This window comes from Enterococcus sp. DIV0213h (assembly GCF_051711285.1).
Taxonomy (GTDB): Bacteria; Bacillota; Bacilli; order Lactobacillales; family Enterococcaceae; genus Enterococcus_D; species Enterococcus_D casseliflavus.
In genome coordinates, this window is the sequence record NZ_JBIOMH010000001.1 from 3,324,545 (window position 1) to 3,340,212 (window position 15,668).

Below are 15,668 nucleotides of genomic sequence, written 5' to 3' on the forward strand. Positions count from 1 at the left end.
TACATAAAAAACCACCCTTTTTATTTTAAAAGGTGGTTTTTTTTGATTCCTTCCTCTCATTTAATTCTATATTATACAGGGTTCGAGGAAGCAACCAATGAATCCCCCGTTTTTTATTACGTTTTATTGACTATTTTTTGTGTGTTAAAATAACGTGTGAAGTTCCCTTATAATAAGGACAGTTGCAAAATTCAGCTGAAAGAGGTGCCTGGTTTTGAAAAATATCCTTGAAAAAGATATTATGCAAATGCTGCGTCTGTCCACGATGCTCTTGAGCGAAAATCCCCTTCCTTTGAATAAAGCTGCTGCCGATCAAAATCTTTCCGTCAAAACGATCCGTCGGCTACTGTCCAGTTGTTTAAACGAGGACCCTTCCTTCCATTATGATGTGCAGCAAGGACACATTCGTGCCTTTCATGATTTGCAGCAGCCCCTAGCCAGCGAAAACTTCCCCCATACAGAAATGCTTGCTGCATTGTTTAATAAAAGTACAAACTATCAGTTGCTCTTGTTACTGTTAAAAATGCCGACCATTTCCTTTGCAGACCTCCACAAGCGGTATTACCTGAGCCCCTCCAGTTTGCATCGGCGCTTTTTGTCCTTTTCCTTTTTTTTGGCACCTTATCATCTAAGGATCGACCGTCGCAGTTTTCCTTTGATTACTGGCAATGAACGGCAACTGCGCTATGTGATTTTTCGACTCACCCTCTTAGCAAGCCCGACGCTTTCTTCTAATCAAGCGTTTCAAGAACTGAAGCAGATTCATCAGTTGCGGGCAAACGCTTTTTATCCCAACACCCCCGCCACGTTTACTCAGCAAGTTTATCCAACATGTTTTGTGCCGCGTTTTTATTTAGTTGGTGAACGCAGCTATTTATTTTTGTGGCAACAGCTGCTAACACTGGAGCCTTTTTATGTGCCAACAGAAGAAGCCTTCCTTTTGCGACGAATCATCACGCCGATTTTGTCGGAGCATCCGCTCCAGCAGCCATTAGAAGTGCTTTTGTCGAAAATTTTTCAAGCCCATCTTTTGAGCGCCTTACTGGAAGGCAATTTATTTGTCTATCCGCCACTAAATCCTTGCCTATCTGAACGTTCCCAACGCTTGGTCCAGGCTTTTTTGACTCAGCTTCCCCATTACGAAAAACTCTTAAAAAAGCATCCCGAGTTGCCCTTACTCTATGAATGCATTTGGCAAGAGCTCTCTTTTTTCCAACCGATCATTGCCTTTCCGCAAAAAAAAGAGCGTCCGCTTCAGTAGCGACACGCTCTTTTGAAGTTCATTTAGTTGGTAGTGAATTATTTTGCGTCAGCATCAACGATTTTCACTGAACCTTGCCATTGTTCTTCCACAAAGTCTTTGATTTCGTCTGAATGCAGCACTTCGATCAATTTCTTGATTTTGTCGCTATCTTCGTCACCACTGCGGACAGCGATCACGTTGACATAAGGCGAATTATCCGCTTCTAATAAAACAGAATCATCCGCTGGGTTCAAATCGATCCCGAATGCGAAGTTCGCATTGATGGCAATTAGGTCTGCTTCGTCGTTTTGATAAGCAGTCGCCAAAAGAGATGGATCGACGTCATGTTTAAATTCTAAGTTTTTCGGATTTTCAGCAATATCATCAAAGGTTGCCGTTTCTGTATCAACGCCGTCTTTTAAAGTGATCAAGTCAGCATCTTGTAAAATCGTTAGGATACGACCCCAGTCAGATTCAGAAGTGGAAGTAAGAACCGTTGCACCATCTTCTAGTTCTGAAATATCAGAGATTCGTTTTGAGTAAAGCCCCATTGGCTCGATATGGATCGCACCAGCATTGACAAAATCATAGCCATTGTCTGCGATTTGTTTGTTCAAGTAAGGAATGTGTTGGAAGTAATTGGCATCGATATCGCCATTTTCCAATGCTTTGTTTGGCAACACATAATCATCGAAGGTTTTGATTTCAAGATCAATGCCTTCTTCTGCTAGTAAAGGTTTGGCTTGTTCTAAAATTTCCGCATGAGGCGTAACTGATGCACCGATCACTAATTTTGTTGATTCTCCCTCAGCCGCAGATGAGTCAGAGCTTCCTGAATTTGAGCCTGTCCCACAAGCTGCTAAAGCGGCAGTTAACAATAAGGTTGTTGCAATACCAAAAATCTTTTTCATATCCATTTCCTCCCATATTTTCCACTTTTTGTTCTTCGTTTCATTTACCGTTTATCGGTGGCTTTCGCAAGGAAATCGCCGATTCCTTGGATAATGAAAACGATAATTAAAATAATCACTGTTGCAACAAGCGTAACAGTGTAATTTCCACGTTGAAATCCTTCTTGCCAAGCCAAAGCGCCTAGCCCGCCGGCACCGATCGCGCCTGCCATGGCCGTATAACCAATCATTGAGATCGTTGTGACCGTCAGTCCTGAAATCAATGCTGGAACACTTTCGGGAATCACGATCTTGTAGATGATCTCCCAGTAACTAGCACCCATCGCTTCCGCTGCTTCAATCACACCAGGATTGACTTCACGAAAAGCAATTTCCACCATCCGAGCATAAAACGGTGCCGCCGATAAAACTAATGCTGGGATCGCTGCTTTTGCCCCTAGGAATGAACCGACTAATAATGTTGTAAACGGAATGATCAAGACCATCAAAATCATGAATGGCGTTGAACGAAAGGCGTTACTGATGATGGAAACCACGTTATAGAAAATGTTGGCTCCCGCTGTTTGTTTACGACCTAGTGAATAAAGCGCCAATCCTAGAAGTAAACCGATCACAACCACTAAAACCATGGAGAAGAAAGTCATAAACAAGGTGTCTAGGGTTGCTTGCTGCATATTGGCCCAGTCGACCTTTTCAAAATTAAAATAGGTTTCTACAAATGACTTATCCACGTTCAATCACCTCCACGCCTACTTGCTGCTCTTTGAAAAAGGCGATCGCTTTTTCGATCTCACTTGCTTCACCTGTCAATAAAACCGTCAAGCCGCCAAAGGATCCCTCATTGGTTTGTTGGATCTTTCCGTAAACGACATTGACATCGATCTGGAAGCGACGGATTGCTTGTGAAATCACTGGTTCATTGGCGTTGTCTTGTGTGAATGTTAAAGTCACTAAATGCCCTTGCGGATTTTCTCGTAGGAAGGCTTGCCGTAATTCTTCAGCATCTTCTTCTGGCTCCAAATCTTGCTGAACAAAACGTTTTGTCACTTCCTGCTGTGGGTTACGGAAAACCGATTGTACTGACCCTTCTTCCACGATCTGCCCATGCTCCATCACCGCGACCTTATTACAGATTTTGCGAATGACGTTCATTTCATGGGTAATCAGGACGATTGTCAAATGCAATTTTTTATTGATGGAAAGCAAGAGATCCAACACTTCTTCTGTTGTTTGTGGATCTAACGCACTCGTTGCTTCATCACACAGCAAAATTTCTGGTTCATTCGCTAATGCACGAGCAATCCCGACTCTTTGCTTTTGTCCGCCAGACAATTGTGCCGGATAGGCATTCTCCCGTCCTTCCAACCCAACTAATTTAATCAGCTCTTGCGCTCGTTGACGGCGTTTTGCTTTTTCAACGCCAGCCAACTCCAATGGCAATTCAATGTTTTCCGCCACCGTTCGAGACCATAAGAGATTAAAGTGCTGAAAAATCATGCCGATTTTTTTGCGGAAGTTTCTCAATTCTTTGTTTTTCAATGCCAAAATGTTTTGACCGTTAATGACTACATCTCCTGCTGTCGGCAATTCTAAGCCGTTCAACAAACGTACTAATGTACTTTTCCCAGCACCAGAGTAACCGACGATTCCGTAGATATCGCCTTTTTCCACTTGCAGTGAAACATCATTGACGGCGTGGACAGCCGTTTGCTTTTTGCCGAATGACTTTTTTACATGCGACAATTCGATTAATGCCATGTTATTCCCATCTTTCCTCTTTGGTTGGTTAAACACAAAAAAAGCTTTCATCCTCTGTACATTATACTGTTACAAAGGACGAAAGCACAACTTCCGCGTTACCACCTTGATTTACTGTCGATTCGCATCAACAGCCTCGCTCAGTACTTGAATTGCTTCGCATACTGCTGCACTGTAACGGGTGCCTCCCGTGATAGGCTTGTTTCCACTCACCTATCATGCTCAAAGACCATCTTCCATCCTCTCTCCGTTGCCCATTTGCACCAAACAGGGCTCTCTGTGTACGTTAAGAACATGTACTCTTCTTTTCAAAGCATTCATTTATTGAGCAAATTATAGCAACGTCTTATCCGACTGTCAATTCTTTTTGAAAAAATAGTCGTTTTTACAGCTTTGACTTACAAGGCTTCAAATTGACTTGGGTCAACCTCTTTGAAGCTGACCAGCCAAGCGTTCATTTCGTCTTCATCATTTAAGGTATCAATCGATTGATCAATTTTTTCATTTACGGAAGAAATCACGCCCGTCAATGGACTTGGAAATTCACTGACTGCTTTTTCCGCTTCCAGCTCAACAAGGGTCTCTCCTTGTTTTAAAGCAGTTCCTGCTTTTTGAATCGAAGCAAACGTGACCGCACCAAGTTCTTCTTGCGCTTCTTTTGTTAAACCGACACAATATTCTTTCCCGTTAAACAAAACCCACAAATTATCTTTTTTTCTTAAGCATTTCTTTTCCATGATTCTAGTAAGACTCCTTCATATTCATTTTCTTTAAATCCATTAATCAAAAAGCGGTCGCCGCTAACCAGCAGTGGGCGCTTGATCAACATACCATCGGTTGCCAGCACATCGGCTGCGTCTTGGGCAGTCATGGTCGGCACTTTTTCTTTTAATTGCAATTCACGGTATTTCATGCCGCTTGTGTTAAAGAAACGGGTTAACGGTGCTTCGCTTGATTGGATCCAAGCCAGCAATTGTTCCGGTTGAGGCGGTGTAGCTACCATATCGATCGCTTCAAAGGGAATCTCGTGCTCTTCTAACCAACGCTTCGCATTTCGGCATGTACTGCATTTTGGGTACCAATAAAATGTAATCATGTGAACTCCTTAAAGTGTTTTTGGTGCGGTCTCAGCTTGATAGCGCATCGATAAAATCAAACCGATCCCAATCATATTGCTTAATAGGGCAGATCCTCCTTGGCTGATAAACGGCAGTGGAATCCCCGTCAACGGTAAGAGACCGATGTTTGCGCCAATGTTTTCAAACACATGGAAGAGAATCATCATAATGATCCCAGTTGCCAAGTAGGCATAAAATTCATTGTTGGTATCGAAACATACGCGGATCATTCGATAGATCAAAATAAAATACAATAAAATGACAAACGCGCTGCCAATAAACCCAAAATTCTCACCGATCACCGAAAAAATCATATCGGATTCTCGGACTGGTACATACACATCGCTGACATTAAATCCTTTCCCGAACATCCCGCCAGAGGCGATCGCCATCAGAGCATACGCCAATTGGAAGGATTGCCCTTGGGTATCATGAAAAGGATCTAGCCACGAATCGATACGGGCGAATTGGTATTCTTTAAAGATTCCTGTATTGTACAGAAACTCGCGACCAACATCGGTAGTCACTAAGAAAATCGTTCCACCGCCGAGAATCACAAATGCCGCAATCACTGGCACGATGATTCGCCATGAGATTCCTGACATCAAGAAGACCCCACCGAAAATCGCTAGAAAGACCAACATCGTACCAAAGTCATTTTGTAAGGTGATCAGGATCAGGACTGGGATCGTGACGGCCAACATTTTTGCAATCAGTAACCCATCTGTTTTCAGATCCCGTTCCCGATGCTTGACATTGTGCTGCGTGACGACTAACGCCAACATCATGATATAGGCGATCTTCATCAATTCTGAAGGTTGCAAGGTAAAGGGACCAAAACTAAACCAGTTTTTCGACCCTGTCGAGGCAGCCATCGTCCGGTTGTAAAATTTCAGCAGCGCCAGCATAACGGCTAGCCCAGCCCCATAAATATAGGGCGTCAATTTCCAGAGCCATTTTGATTTGATCTGCATGATAATGATCACGGCAACAACGCCTAACACATACCATAAAGCTTGAAACCCTAACATTCGCAGCATATTCGGATTATTCGGATCGTGTGTCAGCGCCACATACAGGGACGCCAAACCAATCAGACATAATAAAAATACGGGTAGAATCACACCGTAGTCAATTCGATTATCGTTCGTTTTTATTCGTGAATTTTCCATGTCCACACTCTCTTCTGTAGAATCTTTATCCATTATAGTGATAATTGAGGAGAAAAGAAAGGATTGTCCATGAGCATTCACAAAAAATTTAGAAACTTTAATGATTTTCGGGAAAAGAGGGTTAAAAACAATCCAAAATTGTTTAGAATTACAACGAAATAATCGCTGAATTCGTCCATTCTTCTTATTAATCAAATACCTTATTCTATGTATTCTTTTTTATTTTTGATAAATCTTTGCTCTATGTAACAGAATAAAGCAACTTTAACTCCATGATAGATCCCCGCCTAGTTTCCGTTTCAAATAAATAGCAACAAATGACTACTTTTTACAAAATATAAATTGATATACGACAATCGTATTTACCACATTAATGTGGTAATGAAATGTTATTTACGCCACCATATAATTTCACTAGAATACAATTAAGGAAGCGCTTCCGGAGGTGAACCAATGATTTTAAGTAATCGAGAACAGCTACTGTTGCAATTGCTATTAGAACAAAAGGAGTTTCGCCCTGCCTCTTTTTTTCAAAAGCAGTTAAATGTATCCCAAAAAACAGTTTATAACAATTTAACGACTTTAGAAAAGAAACTAAAAGATTCGGGACTAGCTATCAAAAAAGTACCAAGAAAAGGAATCTTTTTATCTGGTTCTGAATCAGCGAAACAGAATGGATATCGATTGTTAGCAAAAAAAGAGACTAAACTCGAACTATTTTCACCTAATTATCGTAAAATCTTTATTTTCGCTAACTATCTGTTTTCAGCAAAGCCAATGCACTATCAGGAATTCTCTGAATATTTTTATATTAGCAACCAGTCAATAAAGAAAGATGTTGATGAAATCGTTGCTTTCTGTCGATTCCATCACGTATCTACAAAAATGACTACAAGCGGACTCAAACTAACCTCAGTTGAATCTGCTACTCAAAACGTATTCAAATCTTTTTTAGAGAAGTATACCGACGCCAAAGCCAGTGAAAATCTTTTGGTCAACAATCTCTTTGACTCTAAGGTACTCGATTTAACGAAGAAATTTGTCTCAGATATGACTCAAACAATCGGCCATCCAGTCAATAATTATTCTATTGAATCCTTGAAGCTTTCATTGCGAATTTTTCTTTCAAGACTTCTTATAGATAAACACATTGAAAAACAAGAGCATCTAGTATTTGACGAACTTAGACGAATGAAATTCTATATGATCGCGGTTGATTTTTCTGAAATGATCCAACAGCAACTACCTGTTCAATTTAGTGATACAGATATTCAATATGTATGTTCCCTGTTATTAGCACACGGTATCGAACCTTTTGGACAAATGGATGAGCCTCACGAATCTACTATCACAAATTGTACGAAACAAATTATTCAAAAAATGTCACATATGTTAAACGCAGATCTGACACAAGATAAATTATTACTGCAAACATTATTGGCTCATATCGTTCCCATGATCCATCGATCAAAGACAGGCATTTTATTGAAAAACCCACTGATAAAAAGTATCAAAAAACAATACTCAACAATGTATACATTGACCAAATATGCAATTGGAGATTTAGAGGAGCGATTTCAAATCTTATTAACAGAAGACGAAGTTTCTTTTCTGACGATCCATTTTCAGTTAGCCTTTGAAAAGATAAAAATTACTAACCATATACTAATTGTTTGCCAATCAGGTTTTGCTACATCGGAGTTGATTTTTAACCGTATCAAACAGACGATCGCTGCTGATACCGTATTGGAGATCATTCCTTTAAGTAAACTGGCCAGTACATCTCTTGAGACTGTTGATCTGATCATATCAACTATTCCATTGGACATTACAGCACCGCCAGTTATTTATATTTCGCCGCTTCCTACTACCGAAGAAATAGGAAGAATCTCTGCAAAGATATCTAATCTTAATGAGAATGAGAAAAATTTTTACTCAAAAAAATACCAGAAAACGACTTTATTACAAAAATATTTAGATCCTACTTTCCTTTTTGTCAAAAAAAAGTTTCGAACAAAAAAAGATGTACTAGATTTTTTAGCAGATGATTATCTGAAAAAAAAGCTTGTTACAACAAAATTTAAGCATTCTCTATTTGAACGAGAGGAACTAGGAAGCACTGGCTTAAAGACGGGAGTAGCCATTCCACATGCTGATCCACATACAGTGAAAGAAACAAAACTTGCTTTTCTCACCCTCGAAGCGCCAATTACTTGGGGAGACACAAAAATCCAACTAATTGTTTTGCTTGCGATTGCTGAAGAAAACATGATCGAGGCAAAAGAGTTGATCGCTTCGATTTACGGATTGTTTAACTCAGCCGAAGAAATTCAATGGATCGTTAATAGTCAAACGCAAGAAGAACTGTATCAAAGATTGTTAAGAGGAGGAAATTGATCATGTTTTTTGATCACCAAATCGTGTTACTTGAAAAAGATTCTAAAACCAAAGAGGAAGCTTTTCGACTATTAGCAGACGAACTCATCAAAACTCATTGTGTAAATGATCAGTTCTATCAAAATATCGTACAGCGAGAAGAAACCTTTCCTACAGGTTTAAAAATTAACGGCATTGGGGTAGCGATCCCACACACGGACAGCAAATTTGTTTTACGATCCCAAGTCGCTTTTATGTCACTTGCCTCTCCCCTTTCATTTATTGAAATGGGTTCACAAGAAAAGAAAATCGATGTATCCCTGTTGTTCATGCTTGCACTGAAGGAACCACATGAGCAATTGGGTATGCTGCAAAATCTTATCTCTATGTTTCAAACACCCGGGGTTTTGGAAGCCCTATCCTCAGTAACGACTAAAGAAGCGTATCTTTCGATTATTGAAAAAAATGGACTGCAATAAAAAGGAGGAACAATTATGTTAAATGCATTACAGTGGTTCGTTGATCTAGGTTCAATCGTTGTTTTGCCGATTTTAATTTTTATTTTTGGAATAATTTTGGGGACAAAACCTAGCAAAGCCTTTACTTCAGCCTTAACTGTTGGTGTTGGGTTTGTTGGATTGAATTTGGTGATTGACCTTCTAAGCAGCAGTTTGGGTCCCGCAGCACAGCATATGGTTGAACGTTTAGGATTAAATTTGACAACGATTGATGTCGGATGGCCTGCCGCAGCGGCAATTTCTTACGGGACGATTTTAGGAAGTCTTGCGATTCCGATTGGTGTGGTTCTAAATGTTCTACTCATCATTTTAGGGCTGACTAAAGTATTGAATGTAGATATTTGGAATATTTGGCACGCAGCCTTCATCTCTTCTCTGATTTATGCCCTCACTGGAGATTTTGCAATGGGAATCGCAGCGACCGTCATCTATTTGATGATGATTCTTTTAATGGGAGATATTTTAGGTCCGATCATTAATAAGTTCTACGGATTTCCTAATATTACTTTTCCTCATGGTACCGCCGCACCAGGATTCATCTTTGCACTACCTATGAATTGGCTCTTTGATCGTATTCCAGGACTAAAAGATTGGAAAGCAGATCCAGAAACCATTCAGAAAAAATTTGGTGTCTTTGGCGACTCTACTGTTATGGGCTTTTTGATTGGTCTTATCATGGGAATACTTGCCGGATATGACACAGCAGGTGTCGGCCAATTAGCCGTCCAAACAGGCGCTGTGATGGTTTTGATGCCCAAAATGGTGGCTTTACTGATGGAAGGTCTAACGCCTATTTCTGAATCTGCAAATGAATTCGTCAAAAAACGGTTTCCTGGAAGAGAGCTTTACATCGGTATGGATGCAGCATTATCGGTTGGTCATCCAGCTGTTCTATCTTCCTCATTGCTTTTAGTTCCGATCACTATTTTGTTAGCCGTAGTTCTACCTGGCAATACGACCTTGCCTTTTGGTGATTTAGCAACTATTCCCTTTCTGATTTGCTTGATGGCTGCTGTTTTTGGAGGAAACATCATTCGAACAGTAATTGCTGGAACGATTTATATGGTAAGCATTCTATATATTACTTCGTGGGCAGCACCGCTTGTCACTACTGCTGCTCGATCCGCAAACTTTGATCTACAAGGAAACTCTATGATCACTGCTATGGCTGAAGGTGGTTTATGGACCACATTCCTTTATGTCGGCTTAACCAAAATATTAAGCTGGGGCGGTTTAGCCATAATTGGCATCTCTGTTTTGTTTGGATTGATTTATGTAAATAAAATTCGTCCCAAGAAACAAACATCGAAATAATAGGAGGAAATGATAATGAAAAAATTACTGATTATGTGTGGTACAGGTGTTGCAACTTCAACAATTGTAACAAATAAGGTAAAAGAATGGCTGAAAGAAAAAGGATTAACTGATCAAGTGAAACTGTATCAATCCAAAGTGGCAGATGAGATGAATAAAATTGATAACTATGACATCGTGGTGAGTACAACGGTTGTTCCAGACTCAATCAAAGATCGTGTAATTATGGGGCTACCGCTCTTAACAGGGATTGGTACAGAAGAGATGTACGCGGAAATCGAAAAGAAAATCAAAGAGTAAGGAGAATGCCCTATGTTGGTCACAACAAAAGAACTATTCGCACATGCAGAAAAACACAACTATGCATTACCCGCAGCAAATTTTTTCGACTTAACTAGTGCAAGAACATACGCGGAAACTGCTGAAAGTTTGAACAAACCTTTGATATTGGCCTTCGCTCAATCCCATATGAACATATTGACTTTAGAAGAGGCTGCCATGATTGGAAAATTTTTAGCAAAAAAAAGCACTACACCTATCGCTCTGCACCTAGATCACGGTACCGATGAAGAGGTCATCAAAAGAGCCATTCATTTAGGTTTTACTTCCGTAATGATCGACGCTTCTGAGGAGTCATTCGAAGAAAATGTCCGTCGGTCAAAGGAGATCGCCGATTACGCTCATAAAAATGGTGTCGTTGTTGAAGCGGAAATCGGGCACGTTGGGTCGGAAAACAGTCTGGAATCAGCCCTAAATAGTCAATCTATTTACACAGAACCTTCTGAGGCTGTTGCATTTGCCAAATTAACCGGTGTTGATTCGTTGGCAGTTTCTATTGGCACCTCTCACGGACATTATCAAGGGATACCCAAAATAAATTTTGACGTTTTAAATGAAATACACCATGCCGTCAATGTTCCTCTTGTTCTGCATGGCGGATCCTCTTCTGGCGATGAAAACCTTGAAAAATGTGCCTTAGAAGGTATCCGTAAAATAAATATTTTTACGGACTTCGTCACTGCTGCTATGAATGAAATTCACAAAAATCAACCAAATGACTATTTCGATCTACTTCACTCAGCAAGCAATGGAATGTCCAAGACACTCGAGCACTATTTTAAAGTCTTTCATACCAAACCTTATCGTGAAGGAGAAAGCTAATGAAAAAAAGAACTTTAAGAACACCATTCTTTGTCGTCAATCCCAAAGCCTATCTTTATGGAAAACAAGCATTGGCATTGGCAAAAGCTGCTGATGAGTTGTCGTCTTTATATGACATCGACATTCTATTTACTGTGCAGCAAGCAGACGTTTCTCTAATTAAACAAGCAACAACACATTTATTCATCACTGTTCAACATTTAGACGGAATCGAAATCGGTCGAGGAATGGGTTATGTTTTACCCGAAGCAGTGGCAGAAGCCGGTGCTGAAGCTACCTTTTTAAACCATGCTGAACACCCCATGACATTGCAAGAACTGACTAAAGCGATGCAACGCTCAAATGAATTGGGTCTTTTAACAATTGTTTGTGCGAATTCATTGACTGAAGCAAGAGCCGCAGCTTCCCTAAAACCCGATGTGATGGTTTGCGAGCCAACAGAACTAATTGGAACAGGACAAACCAGTGATCTTCAATACATGACGGAAACAAATCGTGTTGTTCGTGAAATTGATCCAGAAATCCTAATTCTGCAGGCAGCTGGTATATCTAGTGCTGTCGATGTTGAAAAAGCTTTGTCGTCAGGGGCTGATGGCACTGGTGGGACAAGCGGCATTGTGCAAGCAGAAGATCCAGTTCAAACCCTTACAGAAATGATCAAACAAGCGGTGAAGTATAAAAAGGAGGATTAACACTGTGAAATTTTTAAAAGAGCAACTGACGTTAACTTCTAACGGGAATCGAGTGTCTTACCACAACATCACAGAAGAAGTGAAAACGATGGTTGAAAAAAGTGGAATTTCAAATGGAATCTGTCTCGTACAGTCTCCTCATACGACCTGTTCGGTTATCTTTGAAGAATACATGCATGATACAGACTTTAACGGAGATGAATTTCTTCAAGTTGATTTAAACCGAATTCTCGATAAGATTATTCCTCGTGAGTTATCAGAAAATACCGATTACCGTTATCCTGGACCAAAGCATTTAGAATTTTTGATGAGTCTGGACGATCCAAACTACCCAACAGATCCAGCAACGATTTTAAACGGCGATGCACATATTCGCTCGAGTTTTTTCGGTGCAAGCGAAAGCTTTATTTTAAGTAACGGCAAGCTAGAGATCGGTTCAGTAGGCTATATCTATTTTGTTGATTTCGATCAAAATCGTGTGCGAAATAGGACATGCCATGTAATGCTAATGGGCGAATAAAAACAGTTACCGGGTAAACCAGGAAAAATTGAGATTACTTATCGCATGCAAAAGAAAAACCATGAATCCTCTAAAAGAAGATTCATGGTTTTTCATTTCTTATGCCAGCTGCAGGATTCGAACCTGTGACCTACGCGTTACGAGTGCGTTGCTCTACCAACTGAGCTAAGCTGGCGTTGTATGGCACAAAGAAAATTATATGCAAAAACGGTTGTTTTGTAAAGAGGTCTGCTGAAAAAAATCTACTTACTGAAATTTTCCGAAAATTGTGATATAATAGAAGTATCAAGGAGGTTTTTACATGGCAACATTTGGTAAATTCGAAACAACAATTGTCCCGTCACAAGAAGGTTCAACGTTTGAGGTCGCTACTCCTGTCATGTTCACGTTCCATGGGAAGAAACAAACTGGTACCATCACAAAGCAGTTGAAAAACTCTGCGGTGGTCGAGCTGAACGAAACCCCAGAAAACCAGAAATTAGTTTCGCAAAGTAATGGTGTATTGATCATCAATTACAAACAATTAACCAAACTATAACCCGTTTAATGCAAGGAGAAAATCAGTTGATTTTCTCCTTTTTTCATTGTCTGATTTTATGAAAAGCTAAAAAAAGCCATGGATAACCGATCGAACCGTTTTGGCTGTCGATCTTCTTCCATGGCATCATTGACGAGGCAAAACTTCAGTTGCCTTTGTCTTATTTGTATTGATTTATTTTGTACCGAATAGACGGTCACCGGCATCGCCCAAACCAGGAACGATATAGCCGTGTTCATTTAGGCGTTCATCAAGATTTGCAGTATAGATGTCAACATCTGGATGGGCATCTTGCAATGCTTTCACGCCTTCTGGTGCAGCAACTAAGCAGACGAATTTCATGTTTGAAGCGCCGCGTTTTTTCAGTGCGTCGATCGCCATGATCGCTGAACCGCCCGTAGCTAACATTGGGTCAACGATAAATAATTGACGTTCATCGATGTCTTCAGGTAATTTTACGAAGTATTCGTGTGGTTCTAGCGTTTCTTCATCACGGTACATCCCGATATGACCAACTTTTGCGGCTGGGATCAATTCAAGGATACCATCAACCATGCCTAGACCTGCGCGCAGGATCGGAATGATCGCTACCTTTTTACCAGATAGTGTTTTTTGTGTTGATTCTTCAATTGGTGTTTCAATCACTAGATCTTCAAGCGGCATGTCGCGAGACACTTCATACGCCATCAACATTGCGATTTCATTAACAACTTCACGGAAAACCTTTGTTCCACAGTTCTTGTCGCGGATCATTGTTAATTTGTGTTGGATCAGCGGGTGATCGATTACTTGAAATTTACCCATTTAAAAAAATCTCCTTTGGTTTTTCTCTTATTTTAAAGCAAATCGGCTCTTGTTACAACCATCTGCCACAGGCAATACTGCTTTTCCTCAAAAAAAGGATTGCGTTAGAAGGAAGGAGACAAGACGGCATGAGAAGCGCCTCTGCGTTCATTCTAGCCCCTTTTTCACTTTCGGTGATCAAAGAGCTATAGCGCAGGAAAAACGCGTGAGACGTCTTGTCTGACCTTAACTTCTGTCACAGTCCCCTTTTATTTATTTTTATAAAGTGGATAGTTGTCCGTCAATTCTTTGACTTGCGCCGTGACTTCTGCCAAAACGGCTTCATCATTTGGTTTTTCTAAAACTTTGACGATCAATTTCGCCACTTCGACACAATCTTCTTCTTTAAAGCCACGACTAGTGATCGCTGGTGTCCCCACGCGAATCCCACTCGTTTTGAAAGGACTTAGTGATTCGAAAGGAATCGAGTTTTTATTGACGGTGATATTGACTTGATCCAGCAAAGCTTCTGCTTCTTTGCCGTTCAAATCAAAGCCGCGCACATCGATCAATAATAGGTGATTGTCTGTTGCACCAGAGACCAAGCGGGCTTGTGGTGCTTGGTTGAAGACTTTCGCCATTGCTTGTGCATTGCGGATGACTTGCTCAGAGTACTCTTTGAACGACTCATCTTGTGCTTCTTTAAAAGCAACAGCTTTCGCTGCGATCACGTGCTCTAATGGGCCGCCTTGGATACCAGGGAAAACGGCACTATTGATTTTTTTCGCTAAGTCTTCATCATTTGTTAAAATCAAGCCGCCTCGAGGGCCGCGTAATGTTTTATGGGTCGTAGAAGTCGTGATGTCCGCATAAGGAACTGGGTTTGGATGAAGACCAGCCGCTACTAAACCAGCGATATGCGCCATATCCACCATCAATTTTGCGCCAACTTCATCAGCGATTTCACGGAACTTCGCAAAATCGATCGTACGTGAGTAAGCACTGGCACCAGCAACGATCAGTTTCGGTTGATGCTTACGCGCCAAAATACGAACGACATTGTAGTCGATGACTTCTGTTGCAGGATCAACACCATAACTAACAAAATTATAGGTCTTGCCGCTGAAATTCACTGGTGAGCCATGAGTCAAATGACCGCCTGCGGAAAGATCCATCCCTAATACTGTATCGCCTGTTTCGATCAACGCTAAATAAGCTGCTGTGTTGGCTTGAGAACCAGAATGCGGTTGAACATTGGCATATGCCGCACCGAAAATACTTTTCGCCCGTTCAATTGCTAAGTTTTCTACCACATCAACAAATTCACAACCGCCATAGTAACGACGACCTGGATAACCCTCAGCGTATTTATTTGTCAAAATACTACCTTGCGCAGCCATTACACCTTCTGAAACGATATTTTCAGACGCAATCAATTCCAAATTGTTTTGTTGACGATTCGTTTCTTTTTCGATCGCTTGCCACAATTCGGGATCAAACGTTTGATAATCCATGCTTACAACACCCCTTTACCTTAATGGTAGCATTGTATCACATTTCTTCA

Annotated in this window: 17 protein-coding genes, 1 tRNA gene and 1 other annotated feature; of the genes, 9 read left to right on the top strand and 9 right to left on the bottom strand. The window is 40.7% G+C overall.

The window, feature by feature from the left end:
* The first annotated feature begins 214 nt into the window (after positions 1–214).
* Complete coding sequence (locus IGI77_RS15480) at positions 215–1,261, top strand: helix-turn-helix domain-containing protein (protein WP_438770318.1); 1,047 nt, start codon at positions 215–217, stop codon at positions 1,259–1,261.
* A 38-nt stretch (positions 1,262–1,299) separates the two neighbouring features.
* Here IGI77_RS15480 and IGI77_RS15485 read toward each other — a convergent pair whose 3' ends face one another.
* From IGI77_RS15485 to IGI77_RS15510, 6 genes are all read right to left on the bottom strand, one after another.
* On the bottom strand, positions 1,300–2,154 hold the full coding sequence (locus IGI77_RS15485; RefSeq protein ID WP_010749087.1) for a MetQ/NlpA family ABC transporter substrate-binding protein: 855 nt from the start codon (positions 2,152–2,154) through the stop codon (positions 1,300–1,302).
* 44 nt (positions 2,155–2,198) lie between these two features.
* On the bottom strand, positions 2,199–2,885 hold the full coding sequence (locus IGI77_RS15490) for a methionine ABC transporter permease (protein ID WP_005227919.1): 687 nt from the start codon (positions 2,883–2,885) through the stop codon (positions 2,199–2,201).
* Complete coding sequence (locus tag IGI77_RS15495; protein WP_005227918.1) at positions 2,878–3,912, bottom strand: methionine ABC transporter ATP-binding protein; 1,035 nt, start codon at positions 3,910–3,912, stop codon at positions 2,878–2,880. Before IGI77_RS15495 ends, IGI77_RS15490 begins: the two co-directional genes overlap by 8 nt.
* A gap of 71 nt (positions 3,913–3,983) precedes the next feature.
* Positions 3,984–4,233, bottom strand: a binding site (T-box leader).
* 77 nt (positions 4,234–4,310) lie between these two features.
* Complete coding sequence (locus tag IGI77_RS15500; RefSeq protein WP_010749086.1) at positions 4,311–4,649, bottom strand: glycine cleavage system protein H; 339 nt, start codon at positions 4,647–4,649, stop codon at positions 4,311–4,313.
* The gene (locus tag IGI77_RS15505; protein ID WP_010749085.1) at positions 4,631–5,008 is read right to left on the bottom strand and encodes an arsenate reductase family protein; all 378 of its coding nucleotides are present in this window, start codon (positions 5,006–5,008) and stop codon (positions 4,631–4,633) included. The genes IGI77_RS15500 and IGI77_RS15505 overlap by 19 nt, the downstream gene beginning before the upstream one ends.
* 9 nt (positions 5,009–5,017) lie before the next feature.
* Positions 5,018–6,202 carry an FtsW/RodA/SpoVE family cell cycle protein gene (locus tag IGI77_RS15510; protein WP_010749084.1) on the bottom strand — a complete coding sequence of 395 codons (1,185 nt, stop codon included), beginning with the start codon at positions 6,200–6,202 and terminating at the stop codon, positions 5,018–5,020.
* A 453-nt stretch (positions 6,203–6,655) separates the two neighbouring features.
* On the opposite strand from IGI77_RS15510, the gene IGI77_RS15515 reads away from it, so the two are divergent.
* From IGI77_RS15515 to IGI77_RS15545, 7 genes are read left to right on the top strand one after another with little or no spacing between them, the layout of a single operon-like run.
* Complete coding sequence (locus tag IGI77_RS15515) at positions 6,656–8,599, top strand: BglG family transcription antiterminator (RefSeq protein ID WP_438770319.1); 1,944 nt, start codon at positions 6,656–6,658, stop codon at positions 8,597–8,599.
* A gap of 2 nt (positions 8,600–8,601) precedes the next feature.
* Complete coding sequence (locus IGI77_RS15520) at positions 8,602–9,057, top strand: PTS sugar transporter subunit IIA (protein WP_005233600.1); 456 nt, start codon at positions 8,602–8,604, stop codon at positions 9,055–9,057.
* A gap of 15 nt (positions 9,058–9,072) precedes the next feature.
* Entirely contained in the window at positions 9,073–10,410 is a 1,338-nt protein-coding gene (locus IGI77_RS15525) for a PTS galactitol transporter subunit IIC (protein WP_074536139.1), read from the top strand.
* A 15-nt stretch (positions 10,411–10,425) separates the two neighbouring features.
* On the top strand, positions 10,426–10,710 hold the full coding sequence (locus tag IGI77_RS15530; protein ID WP_015510443.1) for a PTS sugar transporter subunit IIB: 285 nt from the start codon (positions 10,426–10,428) through the stop codon (positions 10,708–10,710).
* A 12-nt stretch (positions 10,711–10,722) separates the two neighbouring features.
* Entirely contained in the window at positions 10,723–11,571 is an 849-nt protein-coding gene (locus IGI77_RS15535; RefSeq protein ID WP_413129421.1) for a class II fructose-bisphosphate aldolase, read from the top strand.
* The gene (locus IGI77_RS15540) at positions 11,571–12,263 is read left to right on the top strand and encodes a triose-phosphate isomerase (RefSeq protein ID WP_438770320.1); all 693 of its coding nucleotides are present in this window, start codon (positions 11,571–11,573) and stop codon (positions 12,261–12,263) included. Before IGI77_RS15535 ends, IGI77_RS15540 begins: the two co-directional genes overlap by 1 nt.
* Before the next feature lie 4 nt (positions 12,264–12,267).
* Positions 12,268–12,783, top strand: coding sequence for a YjbQ family protein (locus IGI77_RS15545; RefSeq protein ID WP_005227898.1), 516 nt, complete (start codon positions 12,268–12,270; stop codon positions 12,781–12,783).
* 102 nt (positions 12,784–12,885) lie between these two features.
* Here the strand turns inward: IGI77_RS15545 and IGI77_RS15550 are convergent.
* Positions 12,886–12,958: transfer RNA gene (locus tag IGI77_RS15550), tRNA-Thr, on the bottom strand.
* Positions 12,959–13,084: 126 nt separating this feature from the next.
* Here IGI77_RS15550 and IGI77_RS15555 point away from each other — a divergent pair.
* Positions 13,085–13,321, top strand: coding sequence for a hypothetical protein (locus tag IGI77_RS15555; RefSeq protein ID WP_005227896.1), 237 nt, complete (start codon positions 13,085–13,087; stop codon positions 13,319–13,321).
* A gap of 174 nt (positions 13,322–13,495) precedes the next feature.
* Here IGI77_RS15555 and upp read toward each other — a convergent pair whose 3' ends face one another.
* Both upp and glyA read right to left on the bottom strand, forming a co-directional pair.
* The gene (upp, locus tag IGI77_RS15560; protein WP_005227894.1) at positions 13,496–14,125 is read right to left on the bottom strand and encodes a uracil phosphoribosyltransferase; all 630 of its coding nucleotides are present in this window, start codon (positions 14,123–14,125) and stop codon (positions 13,496–13,498) included.
* Positions 14,126–14,373: 248 nt separating this feature from the next.
* Positions 14,374–15,618 (bottom strand): serine hydroxymethyltransferase, encoded by a 1,245-nt coding sequence (gene glyA, locus IGI77_RS15565; protein ID WP_005227890.1) that lies wholly within the window; start codon positions 15,616–15,618, stop codon positions 14,374–14,376.
* Between the last annotated feature and the right edge of the window lie 50 nt (positions 15,619–15,668).